This is a genomic window from Leptothrix cholodnii SP-6 (assembly GCF_000019785.1).
GTDB classification, from domain to species: Bacteria; Pseudomonadota; Gammaproteobacteria; order Burkholderiales; family Burkholderiaceae_C; genus Sphaerotilus; species Sphaerotilus cholodnii.
In genome coordinates, this window is the sequence record NC_010524.1 from 351,562 (window position 1) to 369,981 (window position 18,420).

An 18,420-nucleotide genomic window follows, 5' to 3' on the forward strand; every position below is an offset into this window, starting at 1 on the left:
TCAGACGGGCTGAACCCCGAACAACCACGCCAGCGCCGAGAAGCTGCCGAAGGCGAGCACGGTCGAAGCCAGGATGATGCGGGCGATGCGGCCGTTGTCGGCGCCGTAGCGTTCGGCTAGCAGCGAGACGTTGCTGGCACTGGGCAGCGCCGCGGTCAGCACCAGCACCATCAGCTGGAACGACGACAGCGGCGCGCCCAGCCCGCGCGCCGCCAGGCCGACCAGCAGCACCAGCAGCGGGTGCAGCAGCAGCTTGATCAGCGCCACCGGCAGGTAGCGCGCCAGCGGCGTCGCCAGCGGCGGGCGCACCACCGCCATGCCGTTGACGGCCACCGGCGCATGCGGCTGGCCGGCGCGCCAGAGCACCGCGCCGATCGTGAACAGCGCCACCGGGCTGGCCGCGTTGGCCAGCATGCCGACCACGCTGGCGAGCGGGCCGGGCAGGCTCAGGCCGGTGGCCGAGGCCAGCGCGCCCAGCCCGATCGACCACGGCAGCGGGTTGCCGAACGCCGCGCGCAGCGAGCGCAGCACCGCCGCGCGGGTTTCGGCCGTGGCGCCGGGCGTGCGCACGAGTTCGACGCCCGGCGGCAGGGTGCTGGTGACGTCGTCGATCTGGCTCGGCGGCTGGGTGTGGCGCTCCTGGTGGGCCTGCGCGATCGCGATGCACAGCGAGCTGGTGATGATCATGTCGGCCATCACCGCCGTGATGACCGGCCCCGCGGCGGCCTGGCCGACCAGCGCCACCAGCAGCGGCACGCCCATGAAGCCGGAGTTCGGGAAGGCCGCGACGAGCGCGCCGAAGGCGGCATCCTTCAGGCCGACCGGCGACTTGAGCGTGACCGCGATCGTGAAGCCGACGATCACCAGCGCACACAGCAGGTAGACGCCCAGCACGACCGGATCGAACAGCTCGCGCACCGGCAGCGTCGAGCCGAAGCGGAACAGCAGGCACGGCAGCGCGAAATAGAGGACGAAGGCGTTCAGCCCCGGCACCGCGTCGAGCGGCAGGATGCGCCGCCGCGCGGCCAGGTAACCGGCCAGGATCAGCGCAAAAAACGGGACGGTGACGGAGAAGATCGCCTGCATGGGCGGCGAGTATCGCCGTGCTGCCGCAGCGGCCGAGCCGCCCCGGCGCCCCGCCGATCGCGCTTATTTCCTGGCGCGGATGCGCTCCAGCTCGGCGAACATCTCCTTGGACGTCGCCTCGCCGAACTCCTTGCTGAACTTGGCCACCACCGGCGCCAGCTTGGTGCGCATCCTGGCCTGCTCGGCGGCGGGCAGCTCGGTGATCTGCAGGCCTTCCTTCTTCAGCTCGGCCAGCGCCTTGTCGCTGAAATCACGGATGGTCTTGCGCTCGAACAGCGTGGCCTCGCGCGCGGCGTCCTGCACCGCCTTCTTCTCGTCGGCACTGAAGCCGTCCCAGGTCTTCTTCGACAGCAGCAGCACCCAGGCGCTGTAGATGTGGCGCGAGGTCACCATGTGCTTCTGCACCTCGAAGAACTTGCTCGCCAGGATGGTGGCGCCGGGGTTCTCCTGGCCGTCGACCGCCTTCTGCTCCATCGCCGAATACAGCTCGGTGAACGGCATCGGCGTGGCGTTGGCGCCGAGTGCGGCAAAGCTCTCGATGAACAGCGGGTTCTGGATCACGCGCACCTTCAGGCCGGCGATGTCGTCGGCCTTGGTGATCGGGCGGCGGCTGTTGGTCAGGTGGCGGAAGCCGTTTTCCCAGAACGCCAGGCCGACCAGGCCTTTCTCGGGCAGCTTGTCGAGCAGCTTCTGGCCGAACGGGCCGTCGAGCAGCGCATCGGCCTCCTGCTCGGTGTTGATCGTCAGCGGCAGGTTGATGACCCCGAAATCCTTGGCCAGGCTGACCAGCGTCGAGCTGTCGGGCACCGTCATCTCCAGGGTGCCGCCGCGCAGCGCCGAGGTCATCGTCACGTCGTTGCCCAGCGAGCCGCTGGCGTAGAGCTTGGCGTTGAGCTTGCCGCCGGACTTCTGCGCCAGCAGCTCGCCGAACTTCTTGACCGCCAGACCCTGCGGGTGATCGTCGGACAGGCCGATGCCGACCTTCAGCACTTTTTGCGCCGCGGCCGGGCCGGCCAGGGCCGTCATCAGGGCGGCGGCGAGGAGAAGGGTGCGGGTCTTGAAAGCCATCACGGAATCCTTGGTGGATGAACGGGCAGCGCCGTTCGCAGGTTGTGGAGCGGGAACAGGAAGAGAAACAGGAACAGGAACAGGAAAGGGCCAGGGCCGGATCGCGGCGCTCACGCCGCGCCGCTGTCGTGCAGCCAGGCGCTGACCTCGGCCTGCAGTTGCGCCGGCGCTTCGGTGGCGTCCACGCGCAGCACGCCGGGTTCGCCGATCGGCGATTCGAGGGTGGCGAACTGGCTGTCGACCAGGCTCGCCGAAAAGAAATGGGCGTTGCGGCCGGCCACGCGGGCCAGCGCCGCGTCGCGGTCGATGTCGAGGAACACGAAGCGCAGGCCCGGCGCGGCGCTGCGCAGCCGCTCGCGGTAGCTGCGCTTGAGCGCCGAGCAGGTCAGCACGATGCCTTGCGGCGCGTCGCGCAACTGCGCCGCCAGCGCCGCCAGCCAGTCGTCGCGGTCGGCGTCGGTGAGGGCGATGCCGCGGCTCATCTTGTCGCGATTGGCCGGGCCGTGGAAATCGTCGCCCTCGACCAGTGGCGCCGCTTCGGCCGCCGCCACCGCGGCAGCCAGGCTCGACTTGCCGCAGCCGGCGACGCCCATGAAGACCGTTGAAACCTGCATTTGGATAGCGCTATCTCGTCGGGTTGAAAAAATCCCTGTGGATCGACCGGCTGTCTCCGACTGCATTGACGGGCTGTACGGAGTTTCGATGCCAGGGTTCATGACTGCTTTGGATAGCGCTATCCTAGGCAAGAATGGCAGCCCTCGAATCCGTGTAAACCCTGGGACCATGAATCCAGCCCCCAAGCGGGCGCGTGCCACCGGCCGCGTCACCCTCTCCGACGTGGCGCAGGCAGCGGGCGTGAGCCCGATCACCGTGTCGCGCGCGCTGCGGGGCGAGCGCGCGGTCGATCCCGAGCTGGTGGCGCGCGCGCTGGCGGCGGCGCGCAAGCTGGGTTATGTGCCCGATCCGGCCGCGCGTGCGCTCGCTTCGCAGCGCAGCGCGCATGTCGCGGTGCTGATCCCGATGCTGTCGAACGCGCTGTTCGTCGACCTGCTCGAAGCCGTGCAGCGCACGCTGCGGCGCGCCGGCTACCTGGCGCTGATCGGCATCACCCACTACGACGCCAGCGAAGAAGAACAGCTGCTGCGCGAGCAACTGGTGCACCGGCCGGCCGGCCTGCTGGTCACCGGGCTGGACCGCAACGAGGCCACGCGCACGCTGATCGAGCAGGGTGGCATGCCGTGCGTGCACCTGATGGAGACCAGCCGCGAGCCGGGCGTGCACTGCGTCGGGCTGTCGCAGGCCGATGCGGCGGCGGCGATGACGCGCCACCTGCTCGACCGTGGCCGCCGGCGCATCGCCTTCGCCGCCGCGCAGCTCGACCCGCGCACGCTGCAGCGCCTGGAAGGCTGGCGCCGCGAGCTGAGCGCTGCCGGCCTGCACGACGCCCGGCTCGAATGGCTCAACCCGGCGCCGTCGTCGATGGCGCTGGGCGGGCGCATGTTCGAGCAGATCATGGCGCACACGCCGGCGGTCGACGCGATCTTCTTCTGCAACGACGACCTGGCGCAGGGCGCGCTGCTGGCTGCGGCGCGCGCGCGCATCGCCGTGCCCGAACGGGTCGCGATCGCCGGCTTCAACGACCTGATGGGCAGCGACCTGGTGATCCCGCCGCTGACCACCGTGCGCACGCCGCGCGCCGAGATCGGCGAGGCCGCCGCCACCATGCTGCTCAAGCTGATGCGCGGCGAGCCGGTGCCGCAGCCGTCGATCGACCTGGGTTACACGGTGGTGGTGCGCGAGAGCACCTGAGGCGCCTCGGCCCCTCAGCACTCGACGATGTTCACCGCCAGCCCGCCGCGGGCGGTTTCCTTGTACTTGCTCTGCATGTCGGCGCCGGTCTCGCGCATGGTCTTGATGACCTTGTCGAGGCTGACGAAGTGCGTGCCGTCGCCGCGCAGCGCCATGCGCGCGGCGTTGAGCGCCTGCACCGAGGCGACGGCGTTGCGCTCGATGCACGGGATCTGCACCAGCCCGCCGACGGGATCGCAGGTCAGGCCGAGGTGGTGCTCCATGCCGATCTCGGCGGCGTTCTCGACCTGCGCCGGCGTGCCGCCGAGCACCGCGCACAGCGCGCCGGCGGCCATCGAGCAGGCCACGCCGACCTCGCCCTGGCAGCCGACCTCGGCGCCGCTGATGCTGGCGTTTTCCTTGTAGAGCAGGCCGATCGCGGCGGCGGTGAGCAGGAACTCGATCACCCCGGCGTCGTTGGCGCCGTGCTGGAAACGTGAGTAGTAATGAAGCACCGCCGGCACGATGCCGGCCGCGCCGTTGGTCGGCGCGGTCACCACGCGGCCACCGGCGGCGTTTTCTTCGTTGACTGCCAGCGCGTAGAGGTTGACCCAGTCGAGCACCTGCAGCGGATCGCGCAGCGCGGCCTCGGGATGGCTGGTCAGATGGCGATACAGCTCGGCGGCGCGGCGCTTGACCTTGAAGCCGCCCGGCAGCGTGCCCTCGGTGGCGCAGCCGCGCCGCACGCAGTCCTGCATCACCTGCCAGATGCGCAACAGGCCGGCGTCGATCTCGGCGTCCGTGCGCCAATGGCGCTCGTTGCGGCGCATCACCTCGGCGATGCTGCAGCCATGCGTTTGCGTCAGCGCCAGCAACTCGGCGCCGCTGTGAAACGGCAGCGGCAGCACGGTGCTGTCGGGCGCGATGGCCTGGTGCCGCGTGCCGTCGGCGGCCACCTCGTCGCTGACCACGAAGCCGCCGCCCACCGAGTAGTAGATGCGGCTCTCGATCCGCGCGCCCGCGGCGTCGAAGGCTTCGAGCTTCATGCCGTTGGCATGAAAGGGCAGGGTCTCGCGGCGGTAGAAGGTCAGGTGCTCCTTCTCGACGAAGCCGACGGCGTGGCGCCCGGCCAGCCGCAACTGGCCGCTGCTGCGGATCAGCGCCAGCGTGGCCGGGACGGCCTCGATGTCGACCGACTCGGGCTCCTCGCCGAGCAGCCCGAGCAGCACCGCCTTGTCGCTGCCGTGACCCTTGCCCGTGGCGCCGAGCGAGCCGTAGAGCCGGGCCTCGACGCGCGCCACCTGTTCGAGCTGGCGCTGCTGGTCGAGCCGCTGCACGAACAGCCGCGCCGCCCGCATCGGCCCCACGGTGTGTGAACTCGACGGCCCGATGCCGATCTTGAAGAGGTCGAAGACGCTGACTGCCATGGCCGCGAGCTTGCGCCAGCGCGCGGCGCTTGAACAGGGGCGCGAACCTGGGGGCCGGCCGATCGGCTTCAGGCGGCCAGCGGCTCGTCGATGAAGCGGGCCTCGAACGCCGCCGCCGGCAGCGCCCGGGCACACAGGAAACCCTGGTACTGGTCGATCGCGCGGCCGGCGATCCAGTCGAGCTGGTCGCAGGTCTCGACCCCTTCGGCCACCACCGTCAGGCGCATCAGGCGGCACATCGAGACGATCATGTCGGCCAGCGGCCGGTCGGTGTCGAGGCCCTGGATGAAGGTCTTGTCGATCTTGACGGTGTGGATCGGGTAGCGCTGCAGCGCCGCCAGGTTCGAGTAGCCGGTGCCGAAGTCGTCGAGCGCGATCGACATGCCCATCGCCTCGAACGCGTCGAGCACCTCGCGCGGGCGCTCGTCGCGCGCCAGCAGCATCGACTCGGTGATCTCGATCTCCAGCCGCGCCGGACGGCCGGCCGCAACCCGCAGCGCCGCGCGGATGCCGTCGAGCAGGCCCGGGTGCGAGAACTGGCGCGGCGACAGGTTGACCGAGATCTGCAGGTCGAGCCCGCGCGCGGCCCACTCGGCCTGCTGGCGCGCCACCTGCTCGAACACCCGCAGGCCGATCGGCATGATCAGGCCGCTGCTCTCGCACACCGGGATGAAGTCGTCGGGCATCACCAGGCCGCGCTCGGGCGAGCGCCAGCGCAGCAGCGCCTCGGCGCCGACGACGCGGCGGGTGTGCACGCACACGCGCGGCTGGTAGAAGACCTCGAACTCGTCGCGTTCGAGCGCGTGGCGCAGATCGGCTTCGAGCGAGGTGCGCTGGCGCATCGCCACCGCCAGGCCTTCCTCGTAATAGGCCATGTCGTTGCGGCCGCGCTCCTTGGCGCAGTACATCGCCAGGTCGGCGTTGCGCAGCAGGGTCTCGACGTCGAGGCCGTCGCGCGGGTACAGGCTCACGCCCAGCGTCGGCGTCACGCGCACCTCGGTGCCCGACAGCGACAGCGGCTGGGCGATCGCCTGCGAGATGCGCTGGCGCACCCGCTCGACCTCGCCGACGATGTCCTTCGAGGCCACCAGGATCAGGAACTCGTCGCCGCCCAGCCGCGCCACCTGGTCGCTGCTGCGGATGGCGTTGCGCAGGCGCCGGGCGACGTGCACCAGCAGCTCGTCGCCGGCGGCGTGGCCGAGCGTGTCGTTGACGTCCTTGAAGTGGTCGAGGTCGATGAAGATCAGCGCCGCCGCCATGCCGGCGTCGCGGATGTCGGCCAGCGCCTGGGCGAAGCGCTCCATCACGTGGGCGCGGTTGGGCAGGCCGGTCAGGGCGTCGTGCAGGGCCTGGAAGCTGGCCTGCGCCTCGGTGTGCTTGAGGGCGCTGACATCGGCCTCGCTGACCAGCACCGCGTCGTGGCCGGTGACGGCGTCATGGCAGTGCCGCGCCGACATCTCGTGCCAGCGCTCGCCCTGCGCGGTGTGCACGGCGAGCGTGAAGTTGGCCGCCTGCTCGTGGGCGAGCGCGGCCATGAAACGCTCGCCCGACGCCGGGTCGACGATGCGCTCGCGCAGGGTCTCGCCCGGCGAGCGCACCGACGCGCGTGCGGCCGGGTTGCGGTAGAGCGGCGCGCCCGACAGGTCGTAGAGCGTGATCATCACCGCGGTGTGCAGCAGCGCCTCGACCGAGCGGGTCGACTCGGGCAGCTCGTCGAGCGCCGGCTTGCCCTGGCTGAGCATCGCCATGCGGCCGTCGTCGAGCCGGTGGCCGCTGTAGGTGAGGTTGAGCACCACCGGCGTGCCGCCCGGGTAGAGCGTCCAGCGTTCGTTGAAGACGGCGGCGTGGGTGATGAAGTCGGCCTGGTACTGCGCCAGGCGGCGCGCCACGGTGGCCGACATGTCGGCGCCCATGTCGCGGCGGCACAGCTCCCGCAGCGACTCGGCCTTCCACATCTTCAGCGCGGCGGCGTTGGCCCAGTGCACGCGCCGGCGGTCGAAGTCGTAGATCCAGACCGGCTGCAGGACCAGGTCGAGGGCACCGTAACGGGCGCTGCGACGGGCCAGTTCGACGGCGCCGGCCTCGGCGGGCGGGAGGGTGTGAGACATGGCGCAAACACGGATCGATCGGCCGCGCGCTGCCGCGCGGTACTGCCGGCGGATTGTCCCGGGCACGCGCCCGGCCGGCCGGCGTAGTTGCCGGATGGTTGACATCCGTCAAGGTGTCGCCGCGGCGCCGCCGGCGCCCCGTGTGTCGGGGGGATGGGCTGGATCGACCTCAAGTTAACTGAGGGCTGAAACGGGCTTTCATCTCGGGTTCGAGTTGAGCGGTCGGCCTGAAACTGGATGGGTCACGGGGTATCCCGGTCCGTTCATTCAGTGACGCCATGGCCTTCACGGGCCTGCCGGCGCCGCCTGCTTCCGATCCTGCGAGAACCGCATGAGCCATGTCTTCGACCTGCCCGGCGAGCTGACGATCTTCAGCGCCGCCGAGACCCGCACCGCCCTGCTCGCCTGGCTGGGCGGCCTGCCGGCCGAGCCCGAGCAGCCGATCGAGCTCGACGCCGGCCAGGTGCTCGACATCGACGGCGCCGGGGTGCAGCTGCTGTGCGCGTTCTCGGCGCTGATGTCGCGGCAAGACCGGGCCTGGCGGCTGGTGTCGCCCGGCGACACGCTGATCCAGCGCTGCCGCACGGCCGGCCTGTCGGCCTGGATCGATCGTCACGCCGGCCCGGCCGGGACCGAGGCGCTGTCATGAAAAAGAAGAGTTCCAAGTACGACGGCAGCTTCCTGGCCGACGCCCTCCCGACCTTCATCAACGAGGCCAACGAACAGACCGAGTCGCTCGAACAGCTGCTGCTGCAGCTCGAGGAACAGCCCGGCGACCGCGACCTGCTGGACGCGCTGTTCCGCTGCGCCCACACCGTCAAGGGATCGGCCGGCATGTTCGGTCTGGACAAGGTGGTCGACTTCACCCACCACGTCGAGACGCTGCTGTCGCGCATCCGCGACGGCCTGATCGACCTGGACCTGGGCGTGAGCACGCTGCTGCTGCAGTGCAACGACCAGATCCGCCACCTGATCGGCAGCGCCGCCGACGCCGGTGCCGACACGCCCGAGCAGGTCGAGCGCCGCGCCGACCTGGTGATGCAGCTGCACGCGCTGCTGGGCGCATCCGACCGCCGTGCGGCGGCCGCCGGCCCGGCCGATGCGTCGGTCGATCCGCCGGCCGACGCGCCCGACGACGATGCGCCCATGCTGCGCTGGCACGTGTCGGTGCAGTTCGGCCCCGAGACCTTCCGCAACGGCATGGACCCGCTGGCGGTCATCGCCTACCTCGAGACCCTCGGCAGCGTCGAGGCGATCGGCTGCGATCAGGCGGCGATCCCGGCGCTCGACGTGATCGACGCCGAGCAGTGCCACCTGGCCTTCGAGGTCTGCATCGACACCCGCGCCACCCGCGAGGAGCTTGAAGGTGCCTTCAGCTTCGTGCGCGACGACTGCGTGCTCCACCTGATCGACCTGCCCGAAGGGCCCGGGCGGCTGGCCCGCCTGATCGAGGCGCTGCCCGACCGCCCGCGCCTGGGCGACATCCTGATGTCGATCGGCGCCGTCACCCACGCCCAGTTGCAGGCCTGCCTGAATCAGCAGGCGCAGAACCGGCTCGCCACGCCCGACGAGGTGCCCCTGCTCGGCGAGCTGCTACAGACCAAGGCGGGCGTGCACGGCGAGGTCGTCGCGGCCGCGCTGGACAAGCAGCGCAAGCAGCGCGACCCGGCGCCCGGCGACGAGAACCGCTACATCCGCGTGCACGCCGACCGGCTCGATGCCGTGATCAACCTGCTCGGCGAGCTGGTGATCGCCGGCGCGGGTGCGGCGATGCTGGCGCGCCAGACCCGCCAGCGCAATCTGCACGAGGCCAACCAGAACGTCGTGCGGCTGATCGAGGAGATCCGCAACGGCACGCTGCAGCTGCGCATGGTGCCGATCGGCGAGACCTTCAGCCGCTTCCGCCGGGTGGTGCGCGACACCGCCTCGCAGCTGGGCAAGGAGGTGACGCTGGAGATCGTCGGCGGCGAGACCGAACTCGACAAGTCGATGGTCGAGCGCATCGCCGACCCGCTGATGCACCTGGTGCGCAACGGCCTCGACCACGGCCTGGAGACGCCGGCCGAGCGCCAGGCCGCCGGCAAGCCCGCGGTCGGCCGGCTGGTGCTGAGCGCGCGCCACGAGTCGGGCAGCGTGCTGATCCGCATCGACGACGACGGCCGCGGTATCCACCGCGAACGCGTGCTGCAGCGCGCCTGGGACCGCGGCCTGCTCGAGCGCGGCACGCGCCCGCCCGACGCCGAGATCCTGAAACTGATCTTCGAGCCCGGCTTCTCGACCGCCGAACAGGTCACCAGCCTGTCGGGGCGGGGTGTCGGCATGGACGTGGTGCGCCGCAACATCGAGGCCCTGCGCGGCAGCGTGCAGCTGCACAGCACCGAGGGCCTCGGCACGCGCATCGACATCCGCCTGCCGCTGACGCTGGCGATCATCGACGGCTTCCTGGTCAGCGTCGGGGCGTCGAAGTTCATCTTTCCGCTCGACACCGTGGTCGAGGTGATCGAGAACCGGCCGACCACCACCGGGTTCGATCGCCGCGGCCGCGGCACCGTCGAGCTGCGCGGGCAGGTGCTGCCGGTGGTCAGCCTGCGGGTCTTCTACGACCTCGAATCGCCACCGCCCGAGCGCGACAACATCATCGTCGTCAACGCCGGCGAAGCGCCGTTCGGCATCGTGGTCGACGCGCTGCTCGGCCAGCACCAGACCGTCATCAAGCCGCTCGGGCGCATCTTCAAGATGCTGCGCGGCCTGTCCGGCTCATCGATTCTCGGCAATGGCGAGGTGGCCCTGATCGCCGACGTCATGTCGCTCAGCCACCTGGCGGCGCAGCCGCCACGCGTTCACGTTCCAGCCTCCCGGCGCACCAGCGACAACGGCCCGACGGCCCAAACCCAGTCCGAAGGACAAGCATCATGAATCAGCACCAACCCTCCTGGATCGCCCGACTCCTCATCGGCGCCGAACTCCGCCAGGCCGCCGCCGAGGCGCAGAAGAACGAACAGGCGCGCGCCGACGCCGAATCCGCGCTGGCGCAGGTGAAGGCCCGGCTGGCCGAGGTCGAGTCCGAGCTGAAGGTGCGCACCGACATCATGAACGTGACGAGCATCGTCTCGGAGTCGGACAAGAAGGGCGACATCCTCAGCATCAACGCCAAGTTCTGCGAGGTCTCGAAGTACAGCCGCGACGAGCTGATCGGGCGCCCGCACAACACCACGCGCCACCCCGACATGCCCAAGGAGACCTTCAAGCAGCTGTGGCAGACCATCGGCCGCGGCGACACCTTCCGCGGCATCATCAAGAACCGCGCCAAGGACGGCACGCCGTACTACGTCGACGCGGTGGTGGCGCCGATCCTGGGCGAGAACGGCAAGCCGATGAAGTACCTCGGCGTGCGCTACGACATCACCGAGGCCGAGATCGAGCGCCAGAACGCCCGCGGCATCCTCGGCGCCATCGACGTGTCGTACGCCTACATCGAATTCGACCTGCGCGGCCAGGTGCTGCAGGCCAATGCCAACTTCCTGCAGCTGATGGGCTACCGGCTCGACGAGGTGGTCGGCCACCACCACCGCATGTTCGTCGACCCGGCGCATGCGGCCACGCCGGCCTACGACAACTTCTGGCGCGACCTCAATGCCGGCAAGCCGCAGAGCGAGGTCTTCAAGCGCATCACCAAGGCCGGCCGCGAGGTCTGGATCCAGGCCATCTACGCGCCGGTCAACGACGAGATGGGCCGGGTGGTCAAGATCGTCAAGATCGCCACCGACGTGACCCGCGAGGTCAGCGCCAACAACATGCTGCGCCAGGCCGTCGAGCAGGCGCAGGCCGTGACCGCCGCGGCGCGCGACGGCGACCTGACGCAGCGCATCCCGCTCGAAGGCAAGAGCGGCCCGATCGAGGCGCTGTGCAGCGGCGTCAACTCGCTGATGGAGACCACCTCGGTGATCTCGGCCGACGTCGGCCGGGTGCTGGCCGCACTCGCCGCGGGCGACCTGTCGCAGCGCATCACGCGCGACTACGCCGGCACCTTCGGCCGGCTCAAGGCCGATGCCAACGCCACCAGCGAGGCGCTGTCGGGGATCATCGAGGACGTCGGCCGGGTGTTCTCGGGCCTGGCCGGCGGCGACCTGTCGCAGCGCATCGACCGCGACGCCCAGGGCATCTTCGACCAGGTCAAGCAGGACGCCAACTCGACCGGCGACAAGCTCGCCAGCATCATCGACGAGGTGCGCGGCGCCGCCGACCAGCTCACCAGCGCGGCCAGCCAGGTCAGCGCCACGGCGCAGTCGCTGTCGCAGGCGGCCAGCGAGCAGGCCGCGTCGGTGGAGGAAACCACCGCGTCGATCGAGCAGATGTCGGCCTCGATCTCGCAGAACAGCGACAACGCCAAGGTCACCGACGGCATGGCCACCAAGGCCTCGAAGGAAGCCGGCGAGGGTGGCGAGGCGGTGACGCAGACCGTCAGGGCGATGAAGCAGATCGCCGCCAAGATCAGCATCGTCAACGACATCGCCTACCAGACCAACCTGCTGGCGCTGAACGCGGCGATCGAGGCCGCGCGGGCCGGCGAACACGGCAAGGGCTTCGCGGTGGTGGCCGCCGAGGTGCGCAAGCTGGCCGAGCGCAGCCAGGAGGCCGCCGCCGAGATCGGCGAGCTGGCCGCCAACAGCGTCTCGACCGCCGAGCGCGCCGGCAAGCTGCTCGACGAGATCGTGCCGTCGATCCGCAAGACCTCCGACCTGGTGCAGGAGATCTCGGCGGCGAGCGAGGAGCAGAGCTCGTCGGTCACGCAGATCGGCAGCGCGATGGGCCAGCTCAGCAAGGCGACGCAGCAGAACGCCTCGGCGTCCGAGGAACTGGCGTCCACCAGCGAGGAGCTGTCCGGCCAGGCCGAGCAGCTGCAGCAGGTGATCGGCTTCTTCAATGCCGGCGAGCCGCAGCCGCCGGCGGCGCGACCCGAGCGCCGTGCCGCCAATCAGCCCGACCGGGCCGTGCGACCCAGGGCCGTGGCCACGCAGAAGGCGCCGTCGGTGGCTGCACCGCGGGCCCGGGAAGTCAATTTCCGCCCGTATTGAGGAGCCGCGCATGACCGACCACACCCAGGCCGACGCCGCCGTGCCGGCCCAGTACCTCACGTTCACGCTCGGCGACAGCGTGTTCGCGGTGGGCATCGAGGCCGTGCGCGAGATCATCCAGTACGGCCCGATGGCCACCGTGCCGCTGACGCCGCGCTTCGTGCGCGGGGTCATCAACCTGCGCGGCGCGGTCGTGCCGGTGATCGACCTGCAGGCCCGGCTGGGCCGGGCGGCCGCGACCATCGGCGAGAAGAGCTGCATCGTCATCTTCGACGCCCGCTGCGAGGGCGAACGGGTCGACCTCGGGCTGCTGGTCGACGCGGTCAGCGAGGTGGTCGAGATCGCCCCCGCGCAGATCGAGCCGCCGCCGCAGTTCGGCGCCGTGGTGCGGCGCGACCACATCCGCGGCATGGTCAGGATCAAGGGCCGCTTCGTCGTCATCCTCGAACCCGGCAGCGCGCTCGACATCGAGGAGATGGCGCTGCTGTGCGAGCAGGAACAGGACAGGCTCGCCGCCTGAGCACCATGGTCGCCTTTCCGATCGACAAGCAGGTGCTCAGCGATCGCACCTTCGAGGCCATCACCGCGCTCATCTACGAGGCCATCGGCCTGTCGCTGAACGCGTCGAAGAAATCGCTGGTGGCGTCGCGGCTGGGCCCGCGCATCCAGCGGCTCGGCCTGGGCGGCTTCGACGACTACCTGGCGCTGCTGCGCGACGAGGCCGAGGCGGCCGAGTTCCAGATGGCGGTCGACCTGCTGACCACCAACGAGACCTATTTCTTCCGCGAGCCGGCGCACTACCAGGTGCTCGAACAGGAGCTGGCCTCGCGCAGCAACAAGAACGCGCCGCTGGCGGTGTGGAGCGCCGCGTCGTCGTTCGGCGACGAGGCCTACAGCACCGCGATGCTGCTGGCCGACCTGCAGCAGGCCGGGCGCATCGGCGCCGACTGGCACATCCTCGGCACCGACATCAGCCACCGGGTGCTGCTCGCCGCCAAGGAGGCGGTCTACCCCGAGGACCGGCTGCGCAACGTCTCGCCCGAGCGGCTGCGGCGCTACTGCCTGCGCGGCGAGGGGCCGGCGCAGGGCCAGGCCATGATCCAGGCCAGGCTGCGCGAGCGGGTGCGCTTCGGCCAGCTCAACCTGTGCAAGCCGTTCAGCGGCATCGGCCCGTTCGACGTGGTGTTCCTGCGCAACGTGCTGATCTATTTCGATGCCGAGACCAAGCGCCAGGTGGTCGACCGGGTGGTCGCCACGCTGCGCCCGGGCGGGCTGTTCTTCCTCGGCACCGCCGAAGGCCGGGTGCCGGCCGAGGTGCCGCTGACGGTGATCGTGCCCGGCGCCTTCCGCAAGCCGTCGAAGGTGTAGCGATGCCGGCCCCGACCCCGATCCCGCCCACGCACCGGCCCGTGCCGCCCTGCGCGCCTGCGTCCCGCCCGGTCGACCTGCCGCCACCGCGGTCGGTGCAGCTGGCGCCGGGCGATGTCGTCGTGGGCACCCGGGGCGACCGCTTCGAGACCCTGCTCGGCTCCTGCGTGGCGGTGGTGCTGAGCGACCCGCGGCGCACCGTGGGCGCGATGTGCCACATCGTGCATGCCGGCGAGCCCGGCCGCGACACGCCCGGCGACACCACCTTCGCACGCCCCGCGCTGCAGGCGATGGCCGACGGCCTGGGCCGCATCGGCCTCTCGGCGCGGCTGTGCCAGGCGCGGGTCTACGGCGGCGGCAACATGTTTCCCCAGCTCGTCAAGGCGTCCCACATCGGCGACACCAACGGCCAGCGTGTGCTGGCGCTGCTGGCCGCGGCCGGCATCGAGGTGGTCGCGCAATCGCTGGGCGGCAGCTGCTATCGCAAGCTGGCCTGGGTGGTCGGCCCGGCCGAGCCCGAATGCATCCGGGTCGACGTGCCGGTCCTCTCCAACAACTGAACGGAATCCATCTCCCATGCCCGCCATCAAGGTCTATGTGGTCGACGATTCGGCCGTCGTGCGGCAGACGCTCGCGCACATGCTGTCGGGCCTGGCCGACGTCGAGCTGATCGGCAGCGCCCCCAACCCGCTGATCGCCATCGAGGCGATGCGCAAGATGCGCCCCGACGTGCTGCTGCTCGACATCGAGATGCCCGGCATGGACGGCCTGACCTTCCTGCGCCAGGTGATGTCGAGCGACCCGATCCCGACCGTGATCTGCTCGACGCTGGGCGCCGAAGGCGGCCGGGTGGCGCTCGATGCGCTGGCCGCCGGTGCGGTGGCGGTGCTGGCCAAGCCCAAGTTCGGCCTCAAGCAGCACCTCGAGGAATCGCGCCAGGAAATGATCCAGACGCTGAAGGCGGCGGCGCGCTCCAGGCCGCGAGCCCGTGCTGCCGGCGCCGCGCCTGCAGCCGCCGCCAGGCCCGCCGGTTCACCGCGCCCGGCCTCGATCGGCTCGGTGCACGCGCTGGCGGTCAACAAGCCGGTCGTGATCGGCAGCTCGACCGGCGGCACCCAGGCGCTCGAGCAGGTGCTGACCGCGCTGCCGGCCGACGCACCGGGCATCGCCATCACCCAGCACATGCCCGAGAAGTTCACCGCGATGTACGCCACCCGGCTCGACGGCCTGTGCGCGATGCGTGTGCGCGAGGCACGCGACGGCGACCGGCTCGAGCGCGGCCTGGTGCTGATCGCCCCCGGCGGGCGCCACATGCAGCTGCGCCGCGCCGCCGGCCAGTACTACATGACGGTGGCCGACGGCCCGCCGGTGAACCGCCACAAGCCCTCGGTCGACGTGCTGTTCCGCTCGGCCGCCGACTGCGCCGGCGCCAACGTGCTGGGCATCATCCTGACCGGCATGGGCGACGACGGCGCGCGCGGCATGAAGACGCTGCACGACGGCGGCGCCCGCACGATCGCGCAGAACGAGGAAACCTGCGTCGTCTTCGGCATGCCCAAGGAGGCGATCAAGCTGCAGGCGGTCGACGACATCCTGCCGCTGGAGTCGATCGCCCGCGCCATCCTGCAGTTCGACGCCCGCGCCTGAGGTGGCGCGCGGTCGGGCGGGCGTCACGTCGACCCGCCACAATCGGCCGCCAGCACGCCATGCCTTGGCGTGAAGGAGTGGAAATGTCGATGTTGATCCTGGGACTGGTGCTGTTTCTCGGCGTGCACTCGGTGCGCATCGTGGCCGACGACTGGCGCACCCGCCAGATCGCGCAGCGTGGCGAAGGTGTCTGGAAGGGTGTGTATGCGCTGCTGTCGCTGATCGGCTTCGTGCTGATCGTCCAGGGCTACGGCCAGGCGCGGCTGGCGCCGGTGGTGCTGTGGACGCCGTGGGTCGGCGGGCGTCATCTGGCGAGCCTGCTGACGCTGATCGCCTTCGTGTTGCTGGCCGCGGCCTATGTGCCCGGCAACGCGATCAAGGCGAAGCTCAAGCACCCGATGGTGCTGGGCGTGAAGGTCTGGGCGCTGGCGCACCTGCTGGCCAACCACACGCTGGCCGATGCGCTGCTGTTCGGCGCCTTCCTGGTCTGGGCGGTGCTGGATTTCCGCAGCGCGCGCCGGCGTGCTGCGCCTGCGGTCGCGCCGGTGTCGGCCGCGCGCACCGGCCTGACGGTGGTCGCGGGGCTGGTCGCGTGGGCCGCCTTCGCGTTCTGGGCGCACGGCGCCTGGATCGGCGTGCGGCCGTTCGGCGGCGCGGGCTGATCGGCCATCGGGCCGGGGTGCGGCGGGGCGATCGATATGATCGGCGCCCCCGCAGTACCCGCAGTGCCCGCTCACTGGTCCGCCATGGCTGAAGCCCCGTCGACCCTCAACCCCGCCCAGCTGGAGGCGGTCAACCACCTGCACAGCCCTTGCCTGGTGCTGGCCGGCGCGGGTTCGGGCAAGACGCGCGTGATCACGCACAAGATCGCGCGGCTGCTGCAGGCCGGGCTCAAGCCCGACCAGATCGCCGCCATCACCTTCACCAACAAGGCGGCGCAGGAAATGCGCGAACGCGCCAGGTCGCTGATCGGCGCGCGCGCGGCCAAGCACCTGGTGATCGCGACCTTCCACAGCCTGGGCGTGCGCATGCTGCGCGAGGACGGCGAGTGCATGGGCCTGAAGCCGAAGTTCTCGATCCTCGACGCCGACGACGTGCTCGGCGTGCTGCGCGACGCCGGCGGCACCACCGACCCGAAGGTGGCGCGGCGCTGGCAGTGGACCATCAGCCTGTGGAAGAACCAGGGCCTGAACTGGGAGCAGGCCGAAGCCGCCGCCGCCGATGCCGACGAGCAGGTGGCCGCGCGCGTGATGAAGCTCTATCACGAGCGCCTGGCGGCCTATCAGGCGGTCGATTTCGACGACCTGATCGGCCTGCCGCTCAAGCTGCTGCAGACCAACGAGGCGGCGCGCCTGAAGTGGCGCCGCCAGCTGCGCCACGTGCTGGTCGACGAATACCAGGACACCAACGCCACGCAGTACGACGTGCTGAAAGAGATCGTCGGCCCCGACGGCGTGTTCACCGCCGTGGGCGACGACGACCAGAGCATCTACGGCTGGCGCGGCGCCACGATCGAGAACCTCAAGCGCCTGCCGCAGGACTACCCCACGCTCAAGGTCATCCCGCTGGAGCAGAACTACCGCTCGACGGCGGCGATCCTGAACGCGGCCAACAACGTCATCGCGCTGAACCCGAAGATCTTCCAGAAGAAGCTCTGGAGCGACCTGGGCGAGGGCGAGCCGGTGCGGCTGGTCGAGTGCGACCAGGAAGAGCACGAGGCCGAACGTGCGGTGGCGCGCATCCAGGGCATCCGCGCCAATGCCACCGGCGCCTACACCGGCACGACCGACTGGAAGGATTTCGCGATCCTGTATCGCGCCAACCACCTCAGCCGCAAGCTCGAGGAGGCGCTGCGCAAGGCCCAGATCCCGTACAAGGTGTCGGGCGGGCAGAGCTATTTCGATCGCGCCGAGATCAAGGACCTGTGCGCCTGGCTGCGCCTGCTGGTCAACCAGGACGACGATCCGGCGTTCCTGCGCGCGGTGACCACGCCCAAGCGCGGCATCGGCCACACCACGCTGGGCGCTTTGGGCGAGTTCGCCGGCAAGTGGAAGGTCAGCCTGTTCGAGGCGCTGTTCAAGGAGTCGCTCGCCGCCGCCTTGAGCGCCAAGGCGATCGGCTCGCTGCACGAGTTCGGCCGCTACGTGAACGACCTGGAGCACCGCGCCCGCCACACGGTGGGCGCCGAGGAAGCCAAGCCGATGCTGATGGAGTGGCTCAAGGACATCGGCTACGAGCAGTTCCTCTACGACGGCGAAGAAAACGAGAAGGTCGCCGCGGCGCGCTGGAACAACGTGGTCGACTTCGTCGACTGGATCGCCAAGCGCTGCGGTGGCCAGGTCGAGGCCGACGGCAGCGCGCAGGTCGAGATCGAGCGCAAGAGCGTGCTCGATGTCGCGCAGACCATCAGCGTCATCCTGAGCCTGGCCGAGCGCGGCGACGAGCAGGACATGGTGACGCTGTCGACGCTGCACGCCAGCAAGGGCCTGGAGTGGCCGCACGTGGTGCTGGTGAGCATCAACGAGGGCACGCTGCCGTTCCAGCGCGATGAAGAAGAGATGACGGCCGAGCGCCTCGAAGAAGAGCGCCGGCTGATGTACGTGGGCATCACGCGCGCCCGCAACACGCTGCTGGTGAGCACGCTGCTGCGGCAGAAACGCGGTCGCGAGGTCCGCAAGGCACTGCCGAGCCGCTTCATCGCCGAGATGAAGCTCGACGAGCGCACGGTGAAAGAAGACCCGCGCGAGAAGCTCAAGGCGCTGCGCGCCGAGTTCGCGGCCCGCGCCGCGGCGGCCAAGCCGGCCGTCTGAGCGACCGGCCGATCCGCCGCCGTCCCTTTCCTGATCCCCCCGC

15 protein-coding genes are annotated in these 18,420 nt (G+C 70.4%); 10 read left to right on the plus strand and 5 right to left on the minus strand.

Features of this window, described 5'->3' with window-relative positions; translation table 11 throughout:
• The 3 genes from LCHO_RS01640 to LCHO_RS01650 all read right to left on the minus strand — a co-directional run bounded on the left by LCHO_RS01640 (position 1) and on the right by LCHO_RS01650 (position 2,768).
• Entirely contained in the window at positions 1–1,086 is a 1,086-nt protein-coding gene (locus LCHO_RS01640; RefSeq protein ID WP_012345362.1) for an AEC family transporter, read from the minus strand.
• Between the two features lie 63 nt (positions 1,087–1,149).
• The gene (locus LCHO_RS01645) at positions 1,150–2,154 is read right to left on the minus strand and encodes a TRAP transporter substrate-binding protein (protein ID WP_012345363.1); all 1,005 of its coding nucleotides are present in this window, start codon (positions 2,152–2,154) and stop codon (positions 1,150–1,152) included.
• Between the two features lie 110 nt (positions 2,155–2,264).
• Entirely contained in the window at positions 2,265–2,768 is a 504-nt protein-coding gene (locus tag LCHO_RS01650) for a gluconokinase (RefSeq protein WP_012345364.1), read from the minus strand.
• 169 nt (positions 2,769–2,937) lie between these two features.
• Between LCHO_RS01650 and gntR the strand changes: the two genes are divergently transcribed.
• A complete protein-coding gene (gene gntR / locus LCHO_RS01655; protein WP_012345365.1) occupies positions 2,938–3,963 on the plus strand; it encodes an HTH-type transcriptional regulator GntR in 1,026 nt (341 codons plus the stop codon).
• A 14-nt stretch (positions 3,964–3,977) separates the two neighbouring features.
• On the opposite strand, the gene LCHO_RS01660 is transcribed toward gntR, so the two are convergent.
• Together LCHO_RS01660 and LCHO_RS01665 are read right to left on the minus strand one after the other, a co-directional pair.
• Positions 3,978–5,369 (minus strand): L-serine ammonia-lyase, encoded by a 1,392-nt coding sequence (locus LCHO_RS01660; RefSeq protein WP_012345366.1) that lies wholly within the window; start codon positions 5,367–5,369, stop codon positions 3,978–3,980.
• Between the two features lie 68 nt (positions 5,370–5,437).
• On the minus strand, positions 5,438–7,477 hold the full coding sequence (locus LCHO_RS01665) for a putative bifunctional diguanylate cyclase/phosphodiesterase (protein WP_012345367.1): 2,040 nt from the start codon (positions 7,475–7,477) through the stop codon (positions 5,438–5,440).
• Between the two features lie 331 nt (positions 7,478–7,808).
• On the opposite strand from LCHO_RS01665, the gene LCHO_RS01670 reads away from it, so the two are divergent.
• From LCHO_RS01670 to LCHO_RS01710, 9 genes are all read left to right on the plus strand, one after another.
• Positions 7,809–8,126: an STAS domain-containing protein gene (locus LCHO_RS01670; protein WP_012345368.1), complete on the plus strand. Its 318-nt coding sequence runs from the start codon at positions 7,809–7,811 to the stop codon at positions 8,124–8,126.
• The gene (locus LCHO_RS01675) at positions 8,123–10,393 is read left to right on the plus strand and encodes a chemotaxis protein CheA (RefSeq protein WP_012345369.1); all 2,271 of its coding nucleotides are present in this window, start codon (positions 8,123–8,125) and stop codon (positions 10,391–10,393) included. Before LCHO_RS01670 ends, LCHO_RS01675 begins: the two co-directional genes overlap by 4 nt.
• Positions 10,390–12,552 carry a methyl-accepting chemotaxis protein gene (locus LCHO_RS21870; protein WP_012345370.1) on the plus strand — a complete coding sequence of 721 codons (2,163 nt, stop codon included), beginning with the start codon at positions 10,390–10,392 and terminating at the stop codon, positions 12,550–12,552. The genes LCHO_RS01675 and LCHO_RS21870 overlap by 4 nt, the downstream gene beginning before the upstream one ends.
• Before the next feature lie 10 nt (positions 12,553–12,562).
• The gene (locus LCHO_RS01685) at positions 12,563–13,072 is read left to right on the plus strand and encodes a chemotaxis protein CheW (protein WP_012345371.1); all 510 of its coding nucleotides are present in this window, start codon (positions 12,563–12,565) and stop codon (positions 13,070–13,072) included.
• Positions 13,073–13,077: 5 nt separating this feature from the next.
• On the plus strand, positions 13,078–13,920 hold the full coding sequence (locus tag LCHO_RS01690; RefSeq protein WP_012345372.1) for a CheR family methyltransferase: 843 nt from the start codon (positions 13,078–13,080) through the stop codon (positions 13,918–13,920).
• 2 nt (positions 13,921–13,922) lie between these two features.
• Entirely contained in the window at positions 13,923–14,480 is a 558-nt protein-coding gene (locus LCHO_RS21875; RefSeq protein ID WP_012345373.1) for a chemotaxis protein CheD, read from the plus strand.
• A 16-nt stretch (positions 14,481–14,496) separates the two neighbouring features.
• Entirely contained in the window at positions 14,497–15,567 is a 1,071-nt protein-coding gene (locus LCHO_RS01700; protein ID WP_012345374.1) for a protein-glutamate methylesterase/protein-glutamine glutaminase, read from the plus strand.
• Between the two features lie 83 nt (positions 15,568–15,650).
• Entirely contained in the window at positions 15,651–16,229 is a 579-nt protein-coding gene (locus LCHO_RS01705) for an NnrU family protein (protein WP_012345375.1), read from the plus strand.
• Positions 16,230–16,313: 84 nt separating this feature from the next.
• Positions 16,314–18,377, plus strand: coding sequence for an ATP-dependent helicase (locus LCHO_RS01710; RefSeq protein ID WP_012345376.1), 2,064 nt, complete (start codon positions 16,314–16,316; stop codon positions 18,375–18,377).
• The last annotated feature ends 43 nt before the right edge of the window (positions 18,378–18,420 follow it).

What these genes read in the sequence shown, in the direction of transcription:
- LCHO_RS01640 (WP_012345362.1), bottom strand. Translation starts at nt 1,086, where the DNA reads ATGCAGGCGATCTTCTCCGTCACCGTCCCGTTTTTTGCGCTGATCCTG.
- LCHO_RS01645 (WP_012345363.1), bottom strand. Translation starts at nt 2,154, where the DNA reads ATGGCTTTCAAGACCCGCACCCTTCTCCTCGCCGCCGCCCTGATGACG.
- LCHO_RS01650 (WP_012345364.1), bottom strand. Translation starts at nt 2,768, where the DNA reads ATGCAGGTTTCAACGGTCTTCATGGGCGTCGCCGGCTGCGGCAAGTCG.
- gntR (WP_012345365.1), top strand. Translation starts at nt 2,938, where the DNA reads ATGAATCCAGCCCCCAAGCGGGCGCGTGCCACCGGCCGCGTCACCCTC.
- LCHO_RS01660 (WP_012345366.1), bottom strand. Translation starts at nt 5,369, where the DNA reads ATGGCAGTCAGCGTCTTCGACCTCTTCAAGATCGGCATCGGGCCGTCG.
- LCHO_RS01665 (WP_012345367.1), bottom strand. Translation starts at nt 7,477, where the DNA reads ATGTCTCACACCCTCCCGCCCGCCGAGGCCGGCGCCGTCGAACTGGCC.
- LCHO_RS01670 (WP_012345368.1), top strand. Translation starts at nt 7,809, where the DNA reads ATGAGCCATGTCTTCGACCTGCCCGGCGAGCTGACGATCTTCAGCGCC.
- LCHO_RS01675 (WP_012345369.1), top strand. Translation starts at nt 8,123, where the DNA reads ATGAAAAAGAAGAGTTCCAAGTACGACGGCAGCTTCCTGGCCGACGCC.
- LCHO_RS21870 (WP_012345370.1), top strand. Translation starts at nt 10,390, where the DNA reads ATGAATCAGCACCAACCCTCCTGGATCGCCCGACTCCTCATCGGCGCC.
- LCHO_RS01685 (WP_012345371.1), top strand. Translation starts at nt 12,563, where the DNA reads ATGACCGACCACACCCAGGCCGACGCCGCCGTGCCGGCCCAGTACCTC.
- LCHO_RS01690 (WP_012345372.1), top strand. Translation starts at nt 13,078, where the DNA reads ATGGTCGCCTTTCCGATCGACAAGCAGGTGCTCAGCGATCGCACCTTC.
- LCHO_RS21875 (WP_012345373.1), top strand. Translation starts at nt 13,923, where the DNA reads ATGCCGGCCCCGACCCCGATCCCGCCCACGCACCGGCCCGTGCCGCCC.
- LCHO_RS01700 (WP_012345374.1), top strand. Translation starts at nt 14,497, where the DNA reads ATGCCCGCCATCAAGGTCTATGTGGTCGACGATTCGGCCGTCGTGCGG.
- LCHO_RS01705 (WP_012345375.1), top strand. Translation starts at nt 15,651, where the DNA reads ATGTCGATGTTGATCCTGGGACTGGTGCTGTTTCTCGGCGTGCACTCG.
- LCHO_RS01710 (WP_012345376.1), top strand. Translation starts at nt 16,314, where the DNA reads ATGGCTGAAGCCCCGTCGACCCTCAACCCCGCCCAGCTGGAGGCGGTC.